The 19701-nt window shown below is 70.5% G+C and carries 18 protein-coding genes and 1 riboswitch; of the genes, 12 read left to right on the top strand and 6 right to left on the bottom strand.

Translation table 11 applies throughout. The features are described 5' to 3' along the window. Positions 1–9: 9 nt before the first annotated feature. The gene (locus tag KAK03_RS17445; protein WP_210855730.1) at positions 10–771 is read right to left on the bottom strand and encodes a hypothetical protein; all 762 of its coding nucleotides are present in this window, start codon (positions 769–771) and stop codon (positions 10–12) included. Between the two features lie 130 nt (positions 772–901). Then, entirely contained in the window at positions 902–1804 is a 903-nt protein-coding gene (locus tag KAK03_RS17450; RefSeq protein ID WP_210855732.1) for a hypothetical protein, read from the bottom strand. A 111-nt stretch (positions 1805–1915) separates the two neighbouring features. Here KAK03_RS17450 and mnmH point away from each other — a divergent pair, with 111 nt between their 5' ends. Continuing rightward, on the top strand, positions 1916–2962 hold the full coding sequence (mnmH, locus tag KAK03_RS17455; protein ID WP_210855734.1) for a tRNA 2-selenouridine(34) synthase MnmH: 1047 nt from the start codon (positions 1916–1918) through the stop codon (positions 2960–2962). Here mnmH and KAK03_RS17460 read toward each other — a convergent pair whose 3' ends face one another. Then, on the bottom strand, positions 2963–3850 hold the full coding sequence (locus tag KAK03_RS17460; RefSeq protein ID WP_310738648.1) for a LysR family transcriptional regulator: 888 nt from the start codon (positions 3848–3850) through the stop codon (positions 2963–2965). Between the two features lie 99 nt (positions 3851–3949). On the opposite strand from KAK03_RS17460, the gene KAK03_RS17465 reads away from it, so the two are divergent. From KAK03_RS17465 to KAK03_RS17475, 3 genes are all read left to right on the top strand, one after another. Continuing rightward, a complete protein-coding gene (locus KAK03_RS17465) occupies positions 3950–4954 on the top strand; it encodes a tripartite tricarboxylate transporter substrate binding protein (RefSeq protein WP_210855736.1) in 1005 nt (334 codons plus the stop codon). Then, positions 4951–6120 (top strand): M20 aminoacylase family protein, encoded by a 1170-nt coding sequence (locus KAK03_RS17470; RefSeq protein ID WP_210855738.1) that lies wholly within the window; start codon positions 4951–4953, stop codon positions 6118–6120. The genes KAK03_RS17465 and KAK03_RS17470 overlap by 4 nt, the downstream gene beginning before the upstream one ends. A gap of 94 nt (positions 6121–6214) precedes the next feature. Beyond that, positions 6215–6335: riboswitch (glycine riboswitch) on the top strand. A 61-nt stretch (positions 6336–6396) separates the two neighbouring features. After that, positions 6397–7680 (top strand): D-amino acid dehydrogenase, encoded by a 1284-nt coding sequence (locus KAK03_RS17475; protein ID WP_210855740.1) that lies wholly within the window; start codon positions 6397–6399, stop codon positions 7678–7680. Positions 7681–7738: 58 nt separating this feature from the next. Here the strand turns inward: KAK03_RS17475 and KAK03_RS17480 are convergent, their stop codons facing one another. After that, the gene (locus KAK03_RS17480) at positions 7739–8677 is read right to left on the bottom strand and encodes a LysR family transcriptional regulator (RefSeq protein WP_210855920.1); all 939 of its coding nucleotides are present in this window, start codon (positions 8675–8677) and stop codon (positions 7739–7741) included. Positions 8678–8741: 64 nt separating this feature from the next. Here KAK03_RS17480 and KAK03_RS17485 point away from each other — a divergent pair, with 64 nt between their 5' ends. From KAK03_RS17485 to KAK03_RS17495, 3 genes are read left to right on the top strand one after another with little or no spacing between them, the layout of a single operon-like run. Next, complete coding sequence (locus tag KAK03_RS17485) at positions 8742–9692, top strand: 3-hydroxyacyl-CoA dehydrogenase family protein (protein ID WP_210855742.1); 951 nt, start codon at positions 8742–8744, stop codon at positions 9690–9692. Then, positions 9689–10504 carry a beta-keto acid cleavage family enzyme gene (locus KAK03_RS17490; RefSeq protein ID WP_210855744.1) on the top strand — a complete coding sequence of 272 codons (816 nt, stop codon included), beginning with the start codon at positions 9689–9691 and terminating at the stop codon, positions 10502–10504. Before KAK03_RS17485 ends, KAK03_RS17490 begins: the two co-directional genes overlap by 4 nt. A 39-nt stretch (positions 10505–10543) precedes the next feature. Beyond that, complete coding sequence (locus tag KAK03_RS17495; RefSeq protein ID WP_210855746.1) at positions 10544–11518, top strand: Bug family tripartite tricarboxylate transporter substrate binding protein; 975 nt, start codon at positions 10544–10546, stop codon at positions 11516–11518. A gap of 63 nt (positions 11519–11581) precedes the next feature. Here the strand turns inward: KAK03_RS17495 and boxB are convergent, their stop codons facing one another. Next, positions 11582–13072 carry a benzoyl-CoA 2,3-epoxidase subunit BoxB gene (boxB, locus tag KAK03_RS17500; protein ID WP_247661246.1) on the bottom strand — a complete coding sequence of 497 codons (1491 nt, stop codon included), beginning with the start codon at positions 13070–13072 and terminating at the stop codon, positions 11582–11584. Between the two features lie 176 nt (positions 13073–13248). On the opposite strand from boxB, the gene KAK03_RS17505 reads away from it, so the two are divergent. Beyond that, positions 13249–15060 (top strand): feruloyl-CoA synthase, encoded by a 1812-nt coding sequence (locus KAK03_RS17505; protein WP_210855748.1) that lies wholly within the window; start codon positions 13249–13251, stop codon positions 15058–15060. 12 nt (positions 15061–15072) lie between these two features. Beyond that, positions 15073–16320 carry a thiolase family protein gene (locus KAK03_RS17510; RefSeq protein ID WP_210855750.1) on the top strand — a complete coding sequence of 416 codons (1248 nt, stop codon included), beginning with the start codon at positions 15073–15075 and terminating at the stop codon, positions 16318–16320. A 13-nt stretch (positions 16321–16333) separates the two neighbouring features. Here the strand turns inward: KAK03_RS17510 and KAK03_RS17515 are convergent, their stop codons facing one another. Beyond that, positions 16334–17218, bottom strand: coding sequence for a LysR substrate-binding domain-containing protein (locus tag KAK03_RS17515; RefSeq protein WP_210855752.1), 885 nt, complete (start codon positions 17216–17218; stop codon positions 16334–16336). A 121-nt stretch (positions 17219–17339) separates the two neighbouring features. Here KAK03_RS17515 and KAK03_RS17520 point away from each other — a divergent pair, with 121 nt between their 5' ends. Genes KAK03_RS17520 through KAK03_RS17530 form a run of 3 tightly spaced genes read left to right on the top strand, consistent with a single transcriptional unit; the run spans position 17340 to position 19692 of the window. Continuing rightward, positions 17340–18089 (top strand): SDR family NAD(P)-dependent oxidoreductase, encoded by a 750-nt coding sequence (locus tag KAK03_RS17520; protein ID WP_210855754.1) that lies wholly within the window; start codon positions 17340–17342, stop codon positions 18087–18089. A 36-nt stretch (positions 18090–18125) separates the two neighbouring features. Then, on the top strand, positions 18126–19106 hold the full coding sequence (locus tag KAK03_RS17525) for a TRAP transporter substrate-binding protein (protein ID WP_210855756.1): 981 nt from the start codon (positions 18126–18128) through the stop codon (positions 19104–19106). A 58-nt stretch (positions 19107–19164) separates the two neighbouring features. Further along, the gene (locus KAK03_RS17530) at positions 19165–19692 is read left to right on the top strand and encodes a TRAP transporter small permease (protein WP_210855757.1); all 528 of its coding nucleotides are present in this window, start codon (positions 19165–19167) and stop codon (positions 19690–19692) included. Positions 19693–19701 lie beyond the last annotated feature (9 nt).

Raw genomic sequence — 19701 nt, forward strand, 5'->3', positions numbered from 1 at the left:
CGTCGGCGCTCAGCGCACGGTGCCGGTGATCGTCACCGTCACCGCATCGCCGCTGGCCGCGCTGAAGCCGCTGTCGCGGCAGTCGAAGCCGGGCTTCTTCACCTTCCTCAGGGTCACCGTCTGACCGGTGCGGCCGTTGGTGCAGGTCACTTGATAGGGCGTGGTGGCCCAGTCGGCCTTGCCGGCCACGCCGGTGGTGGGCACGACGCGGCCGTCATGCACGGGCCAGGCGATGTTCGGGTTGTCTGACAGCGCGGTGTTCCAACCGGTGCCATCCAGACCGAAGGTGGTGATCACGCTGCCCCAGGTCTCGCTGGTCCAGACATAGGCGCCGATCCAGTCGCCGTAGGGCTGGTAGGCGCCCAGGGTCTGGAATGGCCCGCGCTCGCTCAGCACGTTGCTGGTGTGGCCCAGGGTCTGGAAGAACATCGAGCTGAACTCGGTGCGCGAGGGCAGCCGCCAGCCGCCCACGCCACCGAAGGTGGCCTCGGCCAGCCAGGCGTTGGCGCTGTCGAACTGGGTCAGCGGCGCCTTGGCATAGTTGGCGCGGTCGTCCCGCCAGGCGTAGGTGCTGCGCTGCACCGCGCCGGTGTCGGTCAGCCAGGTGATGCCCAGGCGGGAGTCGTAGTAGGCCTCGAAACCCGGCTTGGACGGGTCCAGGTCGATGCCTTCCAGCGTGGTGGGCCAGTCGCCCGACGCGTGCGCGCCGGTGGACAGCAGGGACAGGGGCAGCAGCGCGCAGGCGGCTGCCAGCAGGTGACGTCGGAACATGAGGACCTCCTGGGGTTGAATGGCACGGCCCGACTGGCCATGCGAGGGCCGCAGCTTGCGGCCCTCGTTCCCGCTCAACCTCCCCTGTTCAGAGGAGAAGTCGCGTTGACGTCATCGGTGTTGATGACGCTCAGGGGCTGGTGTAGTTGCCGGTGCTGCAGGCCGCCGTGGTGTTGCGGTAGAACTGGCTGACGCTGTAGGTGGCGGTCGCCGTCATCAGGCTGCCGCTGTTGCTGCACAGGTCGGCCACTTCGTAGCCATTGCTGGTGTTCCAGGCCTGCGGGTAGGCGGGGTTGCTGCCGGGCGTGGGGATGGCGTCGGTCACGGCCTCCACGAACTCGTGGGCGGCGATGAAGGTGATGGTGTTGAAGCTGTAGCCGCAATCGGGCTCGACCGAGAAGAGGATGTTGTCCGGCCGCATCCGCTTGGTCTTCGACGCGAAGTGGTAGGCGCCAAAGTGGGTGCAGGACCGCAGACCATCGATCGTGACCGAGGTGTCGGCCGGGAAGTACACCATGTACAAGGTGTCCGGGTCCTGCGGTGGCAGCACGCCGGCGGCGATCTGCCCGGTCAGCTCGGCCACCACGTCGGCGTTGCTCAGTGACTTGGACGTGTTGGCGGGCGTGATCTGCACCTGGCCCAGGTAGCTGCCGCGCTGGATGTGCTGCTTGGTGCCGCGGCGGCCATCCACGGCGCGCAGGAAGGTGTCGTATTCGGCCATCTGGTCCACATAGCTGCTGTTGACCAGGGCCGCACTGAAGCCCGGGATGCCGCTGACCGTGGTGCTGCGCACGTTGGCGCCCCACATCACCGAGACCAGCTTGACGTTGCCAATCACCGAGCCGCCGTAGTACAGCACCGAGCCGGCGGCCGCCTCGGTGGGCGCCACGCGGCCGCGCTGGGCCCAGCCCTCGGGCGTGAGGTAGGCGTGGTAGGCGCCCACGCGCTCGGCCTGCGCGGCGCCGGCCGCCAGCAGGCCAGCGGCCAGCAGCAGGCCGGGCAGGCAACGCGACGGGATCTTGGGATCGGACATGGGTGACTCCTCCGGGGATGATGGTGAAGCGCGGCACCTTGGCACGCCCGGCCCGCCTTGTCCAGGCGGCGCGCCCGACCTCCCCCACGAATGGCGCCGACAATAGCGGCCATGAGTGCCCACCGCCCCGTCGGCGTCGACCAGCTCGGCCGCTTCGACGCGATCATCGACGCCCGCTCGCCCGCCGAATTTGCCGAAGACCACCTGCCCGGCGCGATCAACTGCCCGGTTCTGGATGACGAGGAGCGCCGCATCGTCGGCACGCTCTACGCCACCCAGGGCGCCTTCGTCGCGCGGCGCATCGGCGGCGCAATGGTGGCGGCCAACCTGTCGCACCACCTGCGCACGCACTTCAGCGGCATGCCCGAGCGATGGCGGCCGCTGGTCTACTGCTGGCGCGGCGGCATGCGCAGCGGCTCGATGGTCACCTGGATGCGCATGGTGGGCTGGGACGCCCAGCAGCTGGCGGGCGGCTACAAGAGCTTCCGGCGCCATGTGATCGCCCGCATCAACGACAAGGCGCCCCGCCTGGACCTGCGTGTGGTCTGCGGCCCCACCGGCAGCGCCAAGAGCCGGCTGCTGCGCCTGCTGGCCGAGGAAGGCGCGCAGGTGCTGGATCTGGAGGCGCTGGCGGTGCACAAGGGCTCGGTGCTGGGCCAGGTGCCCGGTGCGCGGCAGCCCACGCAAAAGGGCTTCGAGACCCGGCTGTGGCAGGCGATCGAGGCGCTGGACACGGCTCGGCCGGTGTTTGTCGAGGCCGAAAGCCGGCGCATCGGCCAGGTGCAGCTGCCCACACCGGTGCTCGAGCGCATGCGCGCCAGCCCCTGCGTGGAGCTGCTGGCTCCGGTGCCGGCGCGCCTGGACTACCTGCTGCAGGACTATGCCTACCTGGGCGATGACCCGGCCGCGCTGGCCCGGCAGATCGGTCTGCTGCGCGGCCTGCATGCCCACGCCACGATCGACCAGTGGCAGGCCTGGGCGCTGGCGGGCGAGCTGGCGCCGCTGTTCGAGGCGCTGATGGTGCAGCACTACGACCCCGCCTACGCCCGCTCGCAGCGCGGCGATTTCCTGCGCCTGGCGCAGGCCGAGCGGCACACGCTGGCGGCGCTGGACGAGGCCTCGCTGCGCGCGCTGGCGCGGCAGCTGGCTGCGCGCTGATCAGGCGCAGCGCTCGCGCGCCAGCGTGCGCAGCAGCGCCAGCGCTGGCGGCGGGCTGCGCCCGGCCAGCGTCACCAGGCCGAAGCGTGCCACGGCCTGCAGGGGCGGCTCCACCCTCAGCTCGGCCAGCCCGGGCGCCGCGGCGCGCACCGCGATCAGCACCGCATCGCTGGCGGCGGTGGCCTCGACCAGGCCCGCCAGGTCGTCGCCGCGCAGCGTGACGCAGCGCTCGGGGTGGGCCTCGGGACCGTAGCGGTCCATCAGCACCGCGGCCACCGCGTCGCTCAGCGGCGTGGCGGCGATGGGCCAGGCCTGCAGCTCGGCAAAGCGCAGCGGTCGGCGCTTGCGCAGCAGCGGGTGGCCGCGGCGGCAGAGAAAGCCGCCGGGCAGTTCGCCGATGATCTCGCAGCGCAGGTCCGGTGCCGGCGGCAGCGAATACGCGTCCACCACCAGTGCGTCCAGCGCACGTGCGCGCAGCGCGTCCACCAGCAGCGCGGTGCCGCCGCGGCGCAGCTCCAGCCGCAGCCCCTGGCCCTGGGCGGCCACACGCTGCAGCAGCGGCACGGTCAGCAGCGCCCCCGGACCCGAGCCCAGGCCCACGCGCAGCGTGCCAGCCCGTGCGCCGCGCACCGCCTGGCCCTGCGCCACCAGCTCGTCGGCATCGGCCACCAGCTGGCGCGCGCGGGTCAGTAGTTCGCGGCCCAGCGGCGTGGGTTCGGCGCGGCGGCCGATGCGGTCGAACAGGCGGCCGCCAACCTCGTCCTCCAGCGCCGCGATGCTGCGGCTGAGCGCGGGCTGGGTGAGGTGCTGGCGCTCGGCCGCCCGGCTGAACGAGCCGGTGTCGGCCAGGCTGATCAGGTGACGCAGCTGGACCAGGGTCATGATCATGAGTAGAACTCATTGAACAGAGCATTGCAATGCATTGGACTGCCGCGAGTGCGCTGCCTAGTATCTGCCTGACACCCACCCCCTGCCGGAGCCTGACCCATGACTTCCCTGCTGCGTCGCATTCCCACCCTGGTCGCCACGCTGATGGCCAGCCTGTGTCTGGCCACTGGTGCCCTGGCCCAGTCGGCCGCCAAGCCGATGAACCTGATGGTGCCCTACCCCGCCGGCGGCCTGTCGGACGTGATCGCCCGCATCGTCAACCAGCCGCTGGGCAAGGCGCTGGGCCAGCAGGTGATCGTCGAGAACCTGGGCGGCGTCAGCGGCGCGCTGGGCGCGATGAAGGTGCTGGGCGCCCCCTCGGACGGCCAGTACCTGTTCCAGGGTTCGCCCAACGAGCTGATCCTGGCTCCGCTGGCCAGCAACGCGGTCAAGTTCAAGAGCGAGGACTTCCGCCTGGTGCAGATGATCGGCGTCTCGCCGATCGCCATCCTGGCCCGCCCGGGCCTGCCGGCGAAGAACGTGGATGAGCTGGTGGCGCTGGCCCGCAAGGCCGCCGCCGACAACAAGCCGCTGACCTACGCCAGCGTGGGCATCGGCTCGTTCTACCACGTGCTGGGCGAGCACTTCTCGCAGACCATCGGCGCGAAGATGACGCACATCCCCTACAAGGGCATCGCGCCGATCTTCCAGGACCTGGGCGGCGAGATGGTGGACATCTCCATCATCGTCAGCGGTGCGCAGGTGGGTGGCCTGGTGGACAGTGGCCGCCTGAAGATCATCGGCACGCTGGCCCCGGCCGGCAAGGTGGAAGCCCCGTTCCTGAAGCAGTACCCCAGCGTCAACGACAGCAAGTCGGTCAAGGACTTCGCGTTCAACATCTGGACCGGCTACTTCGTCAAGAAGGACACGCCCGAGCCGGTGGTGCAGGCCCTGCACAAGGCGCTCTCCACCGTGCTGGCCGACCCCGCCGTGCACACCCAGCTGGAGCAGCAGGCGGTGATGCCCGCCAAGCCGCTGAGCCTGGCCGATGCCTCAAGCGAATACGCCGCCCAGACCGCGCGCTTTCGCGCCATCGCCAAGGCCATCAAGCTGGAAGCGCAATGAGTGCCGCCACGCTGGACGACTTCGTCGCGCTGCGGCGCGATCTGCACCAGCATCCGGAACTGGCCTTCGAGGAGCACCGCAGCGCCGGCCTGGTGGCCGAATGCCTGCGCGAATGGGGCTACGAGGTGGTCACCGGCCTGGGCGGCACCGGCCTGGTGGGCACGCTGCGCCGCGGCAGCGGCCCGCGCCGCCTGGGCCTGCGCGCCGACATGGATGCGCTGCCGATCAGCGAGCAGTCCGGCCGCCCCTGGGCCAGCTGCAAGCCGGGCCTGATGCACGCCTGCGGCCACGACGGCCACACCGCGATGCTGCTGGCGGCCGCGCGTCGCCTGGCCGATGAAGGCGGCTTCGACGGCACGCTGCACCTGATCTTCCAGCCGGCCGAGGAAGGCGGCGGCGGCGCGTTGCGCATGATGGCCGACGGCCTGTTCGAGCGCTTCCCCTGTGACGCCGTCTTCGCCATGCACAACATGCCCGGCACGCCGCAGGGCCACCTGGTGTTCCGCGACGGCCCGGCCATGGCCTCCAGCGACTACGCCACGATCACCCTGCACGGCGTGGGCGGCCACGGCGCCATGCCCCAGCACACCGCCGACCCGGTGGTGGCCGCAGCCAGCCTGGTGATGGCGCTGCAGACCGTGGTCTCGCGCAATGTGGACCCACTGCAGGCGGCGGTGGTCACGGTGGGCGCGCTGCAGGCCGGCCAGGCCAACAACGTGATTCCGGCCAGCGCCCGGCTGGAGCTGAGCGTGCGTGCGCTGGACCCGGGCGTGCGCGCCACGCTGCAGCAGCGCATCCGCGCGCTGGCCGCGGCCCAGGCCGAGGGCTACGGCCTGCGCGCCGAGGTCGACTGGCGGCCCGGCTACACCGTGCTGGTCAACCATGCCGAGCCCACCGCCTTCGCCCGCGCCGTGGGCGCCGAGCTGCGCGGCGAAGCCGGCATCACCCGCCAGGGCCCGCCGCTGACCGGCAGCGAGGACTTCGCCTTCATGCTCGAGCGCGTGCCCGGCAGCTACCTGCTGATCGGCAACGGCGGCCCGGAGTCCAGCGTGCCGGCCCATGCCTGCATGGTCCACCACCCCGGCTACGACTTCAACGACGACAACATCGCCGTCGGCGCCGCCTACTGGACGCTGCTGGCGCGGAGGTTCCTGATTCCCGCGTAAACTTGATCCCTGGCAGGAGAGTGCTGCGGCCCTGCGCCGCAGCCACCGAAGGCGCAAACTCCCATGCACGCTCAGGTCCCGTACTGCCACCTCACACACGCCGTCTGGAGAGCCGTCAGCGCCTGTTCACACCAGGGCTGACGCACCGAAGGAGCAAGGCCCGGCCCGCAAGGCTGGCGCCGAATCTCTCAGGTACCAAGGACAGGGGGAGCGGCACATCGGCAGCCTCACCGCTGCGGATGCCATTGCTGCCCATCCTTGAATGGAGACTCTCCCATGCACGTCATCGTGTTGGGTGCCGGCCTGCTCGGCACCACGTCCGCCTACTACCTGCGCCAGCTCGGCCACGAGGTCACGGTCGTCGACCGCCAGGCCACGCCGGCCGCTGAAACCAGCTTCGCCAACGGCGGCCAGATCTCGGTCAGCCACGCCGAGCCCTGGGCCAACCCCGGTGCCCCCGCCAAGCTGCTGAAGTGGCTGGGCCAGGAAGACGCCCCGCTGCTGTTCCGCCTGCGCGCCGACATGCGCCAGTGGCTGTGGGGCCTGCAGTTCCTGCGCGAGTGCACGCCGGGCCGCACCCGCCACAACATCGAGCAGATCGTCCGCCTGGGCACCTACAGCCGCAGCGAGCTGCAGGCGCTGCGCGCCGAGCGCGGCATCGAGTACGACCAGCGCACCCAGGGCATCCTGCACTTCTACACCAGCCAGAAGGAATTCGACGCCGCCGAAGCGCCCGCGCAGCAGATGCGCGATCTGGGCTGCGACCGCCGCGTCATCAGCGCCGATGAAGCGGTGAAGCTGGAGCCCGCGCTGGCCCACATCCGCCCGCAGCTCGCCGGCGCCACCTACACCGCCGAGGACGAGTCCGGCGACGCCAACCGCTTCGCCCGCGAACTGGTCAGGCGCTGCGAGGAAGACGGCGTGCGCTTCCTGATGAGCCACACCGTCACCGCGCTGCGCACCGCCGGCGGCGAGATCGACCACGTGGAAGCCACCGACGCCGAAGGCCGCTTCCAGCGCCTGCGCGCCGACGCCTACGTGCTGGCGATGGGCTCGCTGAGCCCGGTCTATGCGCAGACACTGGGCATCTCGCTGCCGATCTACCCGGCCAAGGGCTACTCGGTGACGATGCCGGTCAAGGACGCCAGCAAGGCGCACCAGGTCTCGCTGACCGACGACGAATTCAAGCTGGTCTTCTCGAGACTCACCTCGCCGGCGCTGCCTGACGGCACACCGGGGGGCGACCGCCTGCGCATCGCCGGCACCGCCGAGCTCAACGGCTACGACCGCGACCTCAACCGCGTGCGCTGCGAAGCCATCGTGCGCCGCACCGAGGAACTGTTCCCCGGCGCCGGCGACACCGAGCAGGCCCAGTTCTGGACCGGCCTGCGCCCGGCCACGCCGTCCAACGTGCCGCTGATCGGCCGCAGCCGGGTGGGCAAGCTGTTCCTCAACACCGGCCACGGCACGCTGGGCTGGACGCATGCCTGCGGCTCGGGCAAGAGCATTGCGCGCATCGTCAGCGGCATGAAGCCGGAACTGGATTTCGCCTTCCAGTGATGGCGCGGCCGATCGGTCGGTGGCGGACCGACGGCCACCACCGCCGGCGCTGATCCGGCTACACAGCCGCACCGCGGCCCCGGCCCGACTGCCGCAAGGTGCGCAGCACCTCGTCACGCAGCAGACCGGCCAGGGCCTGCGCCGCGGTGGACAGACGCCGGCCCTGCAGCGTCACCAGGCCGATCGGGCGCTGCACCTCCGGCTCGATCAGGCGGCGCTGCACCACGTCGGCGCCGCGCGCCACCCGCGCCGCCAGCTCGGGCAGCGCCGACACGCCCAGGCCCGCCGCCACCATCGCATTGATCGACGCCAGGTGCTCCACCTCGTAGCGCGGCTCGAAGCGCTGGCCCAGTTGCAGCAGCGCCGCGTCGGCGTACTGGCGCACGCTGGTGGGCGCGGGCATCGAGATGTGCGGCAGCTCGGCCACGCGCCGCCAGGTCAGCGGCGCACGGCTGCGCGCCAGCGGGTGCCGGGCGCTCAGCAGCAGCACGAAGGGGTCGCTGGCCAGCGCAACATAGGACAGGTCGGCGTAGGCCGGATTCTCGGCCGTCAGCGCGAAATCCACCTCGCCCGAGCGGACCAGCTCGAAGGAGGCCACCGACAGCGTGTCGAGCAGGTCAAGGCGCACGCCCGGATGTTCGGCGGCGAAGCGCGCGAACACCGCGGGCACCACGGTGGCGGCCAGGGACGGCAGCGCCGCCACGCGCACCCGGCCCTGGCGCAGCTCGGCCACATCGCGCACCGCCGCCGCGGCCGCGCCGGCCTGTGCCTGCAGGCCGCGCGCATGCACCAGCAGGGCCTGGCCGGCGTCGGTCAGGCGCACCGCACGGGTGCTGCGCTCAAACAGCGCGGCGCCGAATCCGGCCTCCAGGCGCGCCACCACGCCGGACACCGCGGGCTGCGACAGGTGCATGCGCTCGGCGGTGCGCCGAAAGCTGAGCGTGTCGGCCAGCGAGAGAAAGACCTCGATTTCGCGGATCGTCCAATTGATCATGATGGATTATCAATCCATCGCCAAATGCGACTGGACCGGATCAGCGCGGCTTCCTAGACTGCGCCGCATGAACCCAGCCCTGCCCGCCCATGCGGTGGTCATCGGTGGCGGCACGATGGGCGCCGATGTGGCCGTCGTGCTGGCGCGTGGTGGCCTGCATGTGACCGTCGTCGAGCGCGCTGCCGCCCAGTCCGAACGCGCCGCGCAGCGCATCGGCCGCGAGCTCGCCGCACTCGGCCGTCCGCATTCGCCGCGCCTGGTCGCCAGCCTTGAACAGGTCGAGTGGTCCGGTGTCGGCCTGGTCGTGGAGTGCATTGTCGAGCAGCTCGACGCCAAGCAGCAGCTCTTCGCCGAACTGGTGCGCCGCGCGCCGCCCGACGCGCTGCTCACCAGCAACAGCTCGGGCCTGCCGATCAGCCAGATCGCCCAGGGCCTGCCCACCCAGGCACGCATGTTCGGTCTGCACTTCTTCATGCCGGCGCACCTGGTGCCGCTGGTCGAGGTGGTGATGGGGCCGGCCAGCGACGAGGCCGGCGCCCAGCGCTTGATGGCCACGATGCGCCGCTGCGCCAGCGTGCCGGTGCTGGTGCGCAAGGACCGCCCGGGCTTTCTGGCCAACCGGCTGCAGCACGCGCTGGCGCGCGAGGCCTTTGCGCTGCTGGACGACGGCGTGGCCAGCGCCGAGGACATCGACGCGGCCGTGCGATTCGGCTTCGGCTTTCGCTTCCTGGCCGCCGGGCCGGTGCTGCAGCGCGAGCACGCGGGCCTGGACATCCACTGCGCCGCCGCCGCCACGATCTACCCCAGTCTGTGCAACGACAGCCAGCCCGCCCGCGTGCTGCGCGAGCAGGTGGCCGCGGGCCGCGTGGGCATGAAGGCCGGCGCCGGCTTCACCGACTGGCCGGACGAGCGCCGCGACGCCGAGCGTGCCCGCTACGACCGCCTGCTGCGCGCTGGCCTGGACCTGCTGCGCGATGAGCTGCCGCCGCTGCCCTCGTCCCCCGCTTCGCCGCCATGACCGACCCGCTGATCCTCACCGTCGCGCCCAATGGCGCCTACAAGCAGTCGGCCGACCACCCGGCCGTGCCGCTCACCCCGGCGGCCCTCGCCGACACGGCCAAGCGCTGCCTGGACGCGCGCGCCGCCATGCTCCACCTGCACATCCGCGATGCGCAGGGTCGCCACAGCCTGGACGTCGAGGGCTACCGCGAAGCGCTGCGCGTGGTGCGCGCCGCTGTCGGCGAGGCGATGGTGCTGCAGATCACCAGTGAAGCCGCCAAGGTCTACCGCGCCGAGCAGCAGATCGCCATGGTGCGCACGCTGCGTCCCGAAGCGGTGTCGGTGGGCCTGCGTGAGATCGACCAGCCCGAGATCGGCGAGGCCGGTCTGGCCGCCTTCCTGGCCGAGCTGGTCGCGCAACGCACGATGACCCAGGTGATCCTGTACGACCTGGCCGACCTGCAGCGCTGGCAGGCCTTGCGCCGCGCGGGCACGGTGCCCGACGCGCCGTGGTTTCTGCTCTTCGTGCTGGGCCGCTACAGCGCCACCCAGACCTCCGACCCGCGCGAGCTGCTGCCCTTCGTGCAGGCGCACACCGGCACCGAGCCCTGGGCGATGTGCGCCTTCGGACCCAGCGAGAACGCCTGCGTGGCCGCGGCCGCGGCACTGGGCGGCCATGCCCGCGTGGGCTTCGAGAACAACCTGCGCCTGCGCGATGGCCGTCTGGCGCCCGACAACGCGGCCCTGGTGCGCCAGGCCGCCGAAGTGGCCCATGCACTGGGCCGCCCGCTGGCCACGGCCGCGCAGATCCGTGCGCGCTTCGGCGCCTGAACCCACGGTCGACCCACAACCACTCACAGGAGACTTCCCATGACGCTGTCGCGCCGCACCGCTGTATCCGCCCTGGCCCTGGGCCTGGGCACGCTGGCACACGCGCAGGCGCCCTACCCCAACGGGCCGATCCGTTTCCTGGTGCCCTACCCGCCCGGCGGCCCCACCGACCTGATGGCCCGCATGCTGCAACCGGAGCTGCAAAAGCGCCTGGGCGTGCCGGTGCTGGTGGAGAACAAGGGCGGCGCCGGCGGCAACGTAGGCAGCGCGGAAGTTGCCAAGCAGGCGCCGGCCGACGGCCAGACCCTGCTGCTGGCCGCCAGCGGCCCGATGGCGGTCAACGGCACGCTGTTCCGCAACATGCCCTTCAATGCGATCAACGACCTCGCGCCGGTGGTGCAGCTGTCGGCCTTCCCGCTGGTGCTGGAGGTGCATCCGTCGCTGAACGTGAAGACGCTCAAGGAGTTCCTGGCGGTGGCCAAGGCGCAGAAGGAGCCGTTCACCTTCGCTTCCGCGGGCAATGGCACGCCCCAGCACCTGGCGGGCGAGCTGTTCTCGCGCGCCGCGGGCGTGCCGCTGGTGCATGTGCCCTACCGGGGCGCCGGTCCGGCGCTCAACGACGTGCTGGGGGGTCAGGTCAAGGTGATGTTCGACATCCTGGGCAGCTCGCTGCCGCACATCCAGGCGGGCAAGCTCCAGCCGATCGCGGTGACCTCGGCCCAGCGCAGCCCGGCGCTGCCCAAGGTGCCCACCATGGCCGAGGCGGGCCTGGCGAATTTCGAGACCACCGCCTGGCACGGCGTGGCGGTGCGCGCCGGCACGCCGGCGCCGATCATCGCCAGGCTCAACGCCACCTTCCTCGACATCTTCAAGGACCCGGCCTTCCGCCAGAAGTGGGAGGCGATCGGCACGCCAGTGGTGGCCGGCACGCCCGAGGCCTTCGGACAGCTGGTGCGCACCGAATCGGTCCGCCTGGGCCGCCTGGTGCGTGACACCGGCGTCACCGCCGACTGACCGCCCACGGACAAAGGGGCGCCCGCCCGGGACGCCCCTTGTTCGCTCAACGCCGCGAGGCGCTCAGTCGATCTTCACGTACTCGTAGTCCACCGGCTGCTGGTTGATGCCCATCCGCGGCGGGGCGATCCAGCTGGCGTACTGGCCGGCCTCGTGGTGGGGCTTCATCAGCGAGTTGATGAAGTCCAGGTCCTCGGCATTGGGCAGCCACTCGTGCTTGCTGGCCTCCCAGACCTCGGCGCTCATGACCTCGCCGCTGGGGCTGATCTTGTGGCCGGCGAACTCGCCGATGCGGCGGTTGAAGCCCTTGTGCGGCTGGGTGATCTTGAAGCTGATGCCGGCCTTCTCGATGATCTTGTTCCAGCGGTCGATGCCGCCCTGGCAGTCGGCGATGTAGTCGTCGAGCAGGCGGGAGTTGATGGCGCGCAGCGCCGGCACGTCTTCCCACACCAGCTCGCCGCCCACCACGCGCTGCACGGGGTAGGTGGCGTCCTGCAGCTGGTGGTCGTCGCCCTCGAGCTTGGCCTCGTTGAAGCGGCCCTTCAGGCCGGTGTTGAAGGCGTCGGCGCCGTTGGAGCTGATCTCGCTGCCGAACAGGTCGCGCGTCACGCTCATGTGGAAGTTGGCCTTGCGCTGCAGCAGCGGCAGGTCGACCACGCCGAGTTTGCGGATGGCGTCGGTGTCGTACGGGTCGGTGATGCCGGCCTTGACCATGGCCGCGCAGGTGGCCTCGATCGTGCGGCCGACGCCGGTCTCGCCGACGAACAGGTGGTGCGCCTCTTCGGTGAGCATGAAGCGGCAGCTGCGGCTCAGCGGGTCGAAGCCACTCTCTGCCAGCGCGGCCAGCTGCATCTTGCCGTCGCGGTCGGTGAAGTAGGTGAACATGAAGAAGCTCAGCCAGTCGGGCGTCTTCTCGTTGAAGGCGCCCAGGATGCGCGGGTTGTCCTGGTGGCCGCTGCGGCGCTCCAGCAGGGCCTGGGCCTCTTCGCGGCCGTCCTTGCCGAAGTACTTGACCAGCAGGTAGACCATCGCCCACAGGTGGCGGCCCTCTTCCACGTTCACCTGGAACAGGTTGCGCATGTCGTACAGGCTGGGTGCGGTGGCGCCCAGCCAGCGCTGCTGCTCGACGCTGGCCGGCTCGGTGTCGCCCTGCACCACGATCAGGCGCTTGAGCAGCGAGCGGTACTCGCCCGGCACTTCCTGCCAGGCCGGCTCGCCCTTGTGCTTGCCGTGCGGGATGGTGCGGCCTTCCACCTTCGGCGCCAGCAGGATGCCCCAGCGGTACTCGGGCATCTTCACATAGCCGAACTTGGCCCAGCCGGCCGGGTCCACGCCCACTGCGGTGCGCAGGTAGACGTCGGCGTTCTGGAAGCCTTCGGGGCCCATTTCCTTCCACCAGTCGACGTAGTTGGGCTGCCAGCTCTCCAGGGCGCGCTGCAGTTGGCGGTCGCTGGACAGGTCGACGTTGTTGGGGATGCGGTCGTCGTAGTTGACCTCGACGAACTTGTCGCTCTCGATCGATTCACGGTCCTCGACCAGCGAGTCGGTGTTCAGGGTGCTCACGGCTGTCTCCTCGGGGGGTGTCGGTGGACTGAGGGTTTTCCATGCACTTTGATGCGTTAACCCTCACGGCGTATGCAGTATCATGCCTGTCGTTCGGTCGGCACTTTGCGCTAGATCAGAAAAACAGTGCATCGCGCCGCGGCCGCCCACCGCTGCAGGAGACACCCATGGCCACCTTCGTCGACGACACCGACAACGTCGCGCCGCCCCGCGCCGAACTGCTCACGCTGACCGACGGCAGCTTCGTGCTGCGCTCGCCGCAAGCGCTGGGCCCCTACGCCCGCTGCATCGGCGACTGGCTGGAGAAGTGGGCGAAGGACACGCCCGATGCGCTGGCCGTGGCCGAGCGCGCGCCCAGTGGCGACTGGCGCCAGCTGACCTGGGCGCAGCTGCGCGCCGGTGTGGGCCGGGTGGCGCAGGGCCTGCTGGGTCTGCACCTGCCGGCCGACAAGCCGGTGGTGGTGCTGTCCGACAACTCGGTCGACCACCTGGTGCTGATGCTGGCGGGCATGCACATCGGCCGTCCGGTGTGCACCGTCAGCAGCGCCTACTGCCGCCTGAGCAAGGACTACGTGAAGATCCGCGAGATCGTGCAGATGCTCGATCCGGCGCTGGTCTACGCCAGCGACGCTGCCACCTACGGCCCCGCCATCCGCGCCTGCCTGGACGGCGGCGCGCTCAAGGGCGTGGTGGTGCTGGGCACCGGCGCCGACGAGGTGCCCGGTGCCTTCCCCTGGGACACCCTGGCCAGCCGCCCCGAGGGCCCGGGCGTGATGCAGGCCTTCGGCCGCCTGCTGCCCGACACCGTGGCCAAGTACCTGCTGACCAGCGGCTCCACCGGCCACCCCAAGGTGGCCATCAACACCCACCGCATGCTGTGCGCCAACCAGCAGATGATGGCCCAGACCTGGCGCTTCCTGCGGCGCGAGAAGCCGGTGCTGCTGGACTGGCTGCCCTGGAGCCACACCTTCGGCGGCAACCACAACCTGAACATGGTGCTGTGCCACGGCGGCACGCTCTACATCGACGACGGCCGCCCGGTGCCTGGCGCGATCGAGAAGACGGTGCGCAACCTCAAGGACTGCCAGCCCAACATCCACTTCAACGTGCCCCGCGGCCTGGACATGCTGATGGGCTTCTTCGAGGACGACCTGGCCTTCGCCAAGAAGGTGCTGTCACCGCTGCGCGCCGTGTTCTACGCCGGCGCCGCGCTGCCGCAGGCCAGCTGGCAGCGGCTGCAGGCGATCGCCGCCAAGGTGCGCGAGGAACCGCTGTGGCTCACCACCTCCTGGGGCTCCACCGAGACCGCGCCGGCCGTCACCAGCGCCCACTTCATGCTGGAGGGCGCCGGCTGCATCGGCCTGCCGCTGCCCGGCACCGAGCTGAAGTTCATCCCCAACGGCGAGAAGCTGGAGCTGCGCGTGCGCGGCGTCAACATCTTCCCCGGCTACCGCGGCCAGCCGCAGCTCAGCGCCGAGGCCTTTGACGAAGAGGGCTACTACCGGATCGGCGACGCCGGCTTCCTGGTCGATCCGGCCCACCCCGAGAAAGGCGTGATGTTCAATGGCCGCGTGGCCGAGGACTTCAAGCTGACCACCGGCACCTGGGTCTCGGTGGGCACGCTGCGGGTGAAGCTGGTGTCGGCGCTGGCGCCGCTGGCCACCGATGCGGTGATCACCGGCCATGATCGCGACGAGATCGGCGCGCTGCTCTTCCTCAGCCCCGCCGGCCAGGCGATGGAGCGCGAGGCGCTGCACGCCAAGGTGCAGGCGGCGCTGCAGGAATTGAAGCGCGGCGGCGGCTCATCGCAGTGCCCGGCACGCGTGCTGCTGATGACCGAGCCGCCCAATGCCGACGCCGGCGAGATCACCGACAAGGGCTACATCAACCAGCGCGCCGTGCTCAGCCGCCGCGCGGTGGAGGTGGCCACGCTGTACGCCGAGACGATCGACGCGCGCGTCGTCGCGCTGGGTCACTGAGAGGACGCCCCGATGAGCACCGCCCGCGGCCAGTTCCAGGCCTTCAACGATGTCTGGATGCTCGACGGCCTCCGCACGCCCTTTGTCGACTACTGCGGCGCGCTGGCCGATGTGAACCCGATCGACCTGGGCATCAAGGTGGCACGCGAGGTGATCGCCCGCAGCGGCCTGAGCGCCGAGCAGGTGGACTCGGTGCTGGCCGGCAACATGGCGCCGGGCGACTTCGACCAGTTCTATGTGCCGCGCCACATCGGCCTGTACGCCGGTGTGCCCCAGCACGTGCCGGCGCTGATGGTGCAGCGCATCTGCGGCACCGGCTTCGAGCTGTTCCGCCAGGCCGGCGAGCAGCTGGGCAGCGGCCTCGCCAGCCTGGCGCTGGTGGTGGGCACCGAATCGATGTCGCGCAACCCGGTGATGGCCTTCGACCACCGCCAGGGCTTCAAGCTGGGCGCGCCGGTCAACTTCCGCGACAACCTGTGGGAGATGCTGAAGGACCCGGCCGCCGGCATCACGATGATCCAGACCGCCGAGAACCTGGCCAGGCAGTACGGCATCACCCGCGAAGAGGTGGACGCCTTCGCCTCGGCCTCGTTCGCCAAGGCGGTGGCGGCGCAGGAGAGCGGCTTCCTGGCCGGCGAGATCGTGCCCGTCAGCAGCGAGAAGTTCGAGCTGAGTGGCTACAAGACCCGCGGCATCCGTCTGGCCGGCAAGGCGCCGGTGGCCGACAAGGACACCCACCCGCGCCTGTCACCGCCCGAGGTGCTGGCCAAGCTGCGCGCGGTCTACGAGGGCGGCGTGCAGACCGGCGGCAACAGCTCCGGTCTGACCGATGGCGCCGCCGCGGCGCTGGTGGCCAATGGTGCCGTCAAGGCCGCCTGGGGGCGCCCGGCACTGGCCCGCGTGGCCGCCGTGGCCGTGGTCGGCGTGCCGCCCGAGACCATGGGCATCGGCCCGGCGCCGGCGATCCAGTTGCTTCTGCAGCGCGCCGGCCTGACGCTGGACGACATCACGCTCGTCGAGGTCAATGAGGCCCAGGGCGCGCAGACGCTGGCCGTGCAGCGCGCGCTGGAACTGGACGGCGCCAAGCTCAACGTCAACGGCGGCGCGATCGCGCTGGGCCACCCGCTGGCCGCCAGCGGCGTGCGCCTCACCATCACCGCCGCGCGCGAGCTGCAGCGCCGCGCCGGCCGCTGGGCCGTGGCCTCGGCCTGCATTGGCGGCGGCCAGGGCATTGCGGTGCTGCTGGAGAACCCGGCCTGAGACACCGAGCGGCTCAGCCGCGCGCGGCCTCACCATGGATCCAGGCCAGGAAAGCCTCCACCGCTGGCCGCTTGGCGTGGCGCGGCGGATAGACGACGAAGTGCGCCTTGACCAGCACCGCCATCGACGGATCAAACACGGGCCGGAGCTTGCGCTCGGCGATGTGGTGGCCGGCGATCGTGGCGCTTTCCAGCGCCACGCCCAGGCCCTGGGTGGCGGCGTCCAGCGACATCTGCGCGCGGTCGAAGCGCACCGGGAAACGCTCCGGCGCACGCAGCGCGGTGAAGCGGCCGAACCAGTCTGACCACTGCACCACGCTGACGTTGCTCTGGATCAGGCGCACGTCCAGCAACTGCTCGGGCCGCCGCAGCCGGTGCTGCCGGATGAAGGCCGGACTGGCCAGCGGCAGGATGCGCTCCTCGAACAGCGGCTCCACCACCAGGTCGGGCCAGTTGGGCACGCCGTAGCGGATGTCGATGTCGGCCTGGCCCAGCTCGAAATCGCTGGGCGTGTGCGCCGCCGACAGGTTCAGCGAGATGTCCGGGCAGGCCTGTGCAAAGCCCTGCAACCGCGACATCAGCCACAGGCTGGCGATGCTGGGTGCCGAGTGCACGTACAGGCTGTTGCTGACACCCTGACGCAGGTCCTCGGTGGCCGATGAGATCGCCCGCAGGGCGCCGCCCACCCGCACCAGGTAGCGGTCGCCGGCGGCGCTCAGCCGCACGCCGTGCGCACTGCGCTCGAACAGGCGTACCCCCAGCTGCGATTCCAGCCGTGCCACCTGGTGGCTGATCGCCGAGGCGGTGAGGTGCAACTCGGCCGCTGCCAGCGCAAAGCTGCGCCGACGGGCCACCGCTTCAAAGGCCTGAAGGTTGGCCACCGGGGGCAGGCTGGACATCGGGTGAACCCTGTCGTTAGATGACGGAATGTCATCTTAGGCTGAGAACACTTCGCTTGTCATCATCTGAGCCGGTCCCGAAGATGCGAACCCAACGCAACCCCCTTCAGGAGACTCGCTGATGCTGCTGACGAACCAAGTGGCCGTGATCACCGGCGGCGCCGGGCTCAACGGCCTGGGCTTTGCCACCGCCCGCCAGATGGCGGCGCAGGGCGCCACCGTGGTGATCCTCGACCTGGCCCGCGCTGAGCCGGCCGCTGCTGCCGCCCGCCTGGGCGAACAGCACCTGGGCCTGGTGGCCGATGTCACCGACAAGGCGGCCTGCGAGGCCGCCGCCGCCGCGGTACTGCAGCGCTTTGGTCGCATCGACGTGCTGGTGAACAACGCCGGCATCACCCAGCCGGTGAAGACGCTGGAGATCACCGGCGCCGACTACGACCGCATCCTGGATGTCAGCCTGCGCGGCACGCTGTACATGTCGCAGGCGGTGCTGCCGGCCATGCGCCAGCAGCGTGCAGGCTCGATCGTCTGCATCTCGTCGGTGTCGGCGCAGCGCGGCGGCGGCATCTTCGGCGGTCCGCACTATTCGGCCGCCAAGGCCGGTGTGCTGGGCCTGGCCCGCGCGATGGCGCGCGAGTTCGGTCCCGAGGGCGTGCGTATCAACTGCATCACGCCGGGCCTGATCGAGACCGACATCACCGCAGGCAAGCTGTCCGACGAGAAGAAGGCCGAGATCAACGCGACCATCCCGCTGAACCGCCTGGGCCGCGCCGACGACGTGGCCGGCGCCTGCGTCTTCCTGGCCAGCAGCCTGTCGGCCTACTGCACCGGCATCACCCTCGACGTCAACGGCGGCATGCTGATCCATTGACGTCCACACACCACCACACACAGGAGACAAGCCACCATGAACCGCAGCACTTTCCTTCGCTCCTTGCTGGCCACGGCCGCGCTGATGCGCGCCGTCGGCGCGCAGGCCCAGGCCGTCAAGCTGACGCTGGGCCACGGCGCCGCGATCGGCAACCCGCGCCACGAGGCCGCCGTCAAGTTTGCCGAGGTGCTCAAGGCCAAGACCGCCGGCCGCATCGAGGTGCAGGTGGCACCGGCCGCCCAACTGGGCGATGACGCCGCGATGGTCACCGCGCTGCGCACCGGCGCGCTGGACCTGAGCGCCAACTCGCAGGGTGCGGTGGCGAATGCGGTGCCCGAGTACGCTGCCTTCGGCATGCCCTTCCTGTTCTCCAGCCCGGCCGCCGCCTTCAAGGTGCTGGACGGCGCGCTGGGCAAGGAGCTGGCGGACAAGTCGGCCGAGAAGGGCCTGGTCCTGCTGGGCACCTGGGACAACGGCATCCGCCAGATGACCAACAGCAAGCGCCCGATCACCAAGGTCGAGGACATGAAGGGCCTGAAGATGCGCGTGCCACCAGACGCCACGCTGGTCGACATCATGAAGGCCCTGGGCGCCGAATCGCAGCAGATCAAGTTCGCCGAGCTGTACGTGGCGCTGCAGCAGGGCGTGGTGGACGGCCAGGAGAACCCGCTGGTCAACATCCACGCCAGCAAGCTCTATGAAGTGCAGAAGTACCTGGCGCTGACCAACCACCAGTTCCAGATGACGCCCTTCCTGATGAGCAAGCGCAGTTGGGACCGTCTCTCTGAGGCCGACAGGAAGGCGGTGCAGGAGGCCGCCGCCGAGGCCACGGCGCTGCAGCGCAAACTTTCGGCCGAGGCCGACGAGAAGCTGCTGGCCGACCTGAAGGCCAAGGGCGTGCAGGTCAGCACGCCGGACAAGGCAGCCTTCGCCAAGGCCACCGCCGAGGTCACCGCCAAGTGGGAAGCCGGACCGATCGGTGCCTATGTGAAGAAGGTCGTGGCCGCCGGCCAATGACGCGCCGCGGGCGCCCGTCAGCGTATGGCGGCGCCCGCCCACCCTGCAGGAGACAAGCATGTCCACTGAACCCCGCGGACTGATCGATCGCGCCATCGGCACGCTGTGCCAGCTGGTGCTGTGGCTGTCGACCAGCATGATCTTCGTGATCCTGGTGGCCAACACCGTGCTGCGCTACCTCACCGGCAGCAGCCTGCAATGGGCCAACGAAGTGCCCGAGCTGCTGTTCCCCTGGCTGGTCATGGCCGGCGTGGTGATTGCCGCCCAACAGGGCGCCCACATTGCCACCACCTTTCTGATGGAGGCGCTGCCAGCCACCGGCCGACGCGTCGTGGCCACCGCAGCGTGGCTGGTGGTGGCGGTGCTGTACGGCACGCTGGCCGGCGCCACCTGGCGCATGCTGGACATCGTCCACGACGAGAAGTCGCCGATCCTGCAGCTGCCCGGCTCGATCACCTACGGCTGTGTCATGGCCGGCATGGCGCTGCTGGGCCTGCTGGCGCTGCAGTCGGCCTGGCACGCCTGGCGTGCACCACCGGCCGCCGTCGCCGATGCCGAGCCCCCCGTGCCCGCCGCGCACTGGTGAGCCATCGTC

The organism is Ideonella alba, from assembly GCF_018069845.1.
In the GTDB taxonomy this organism is placed as follows: domain Bacteria; phylum Pseudomonadota; class Gammaproteobacteria; order Burkholderiales; family Burkholderiaceae_C; genus Ideonella; species Ideonella alba.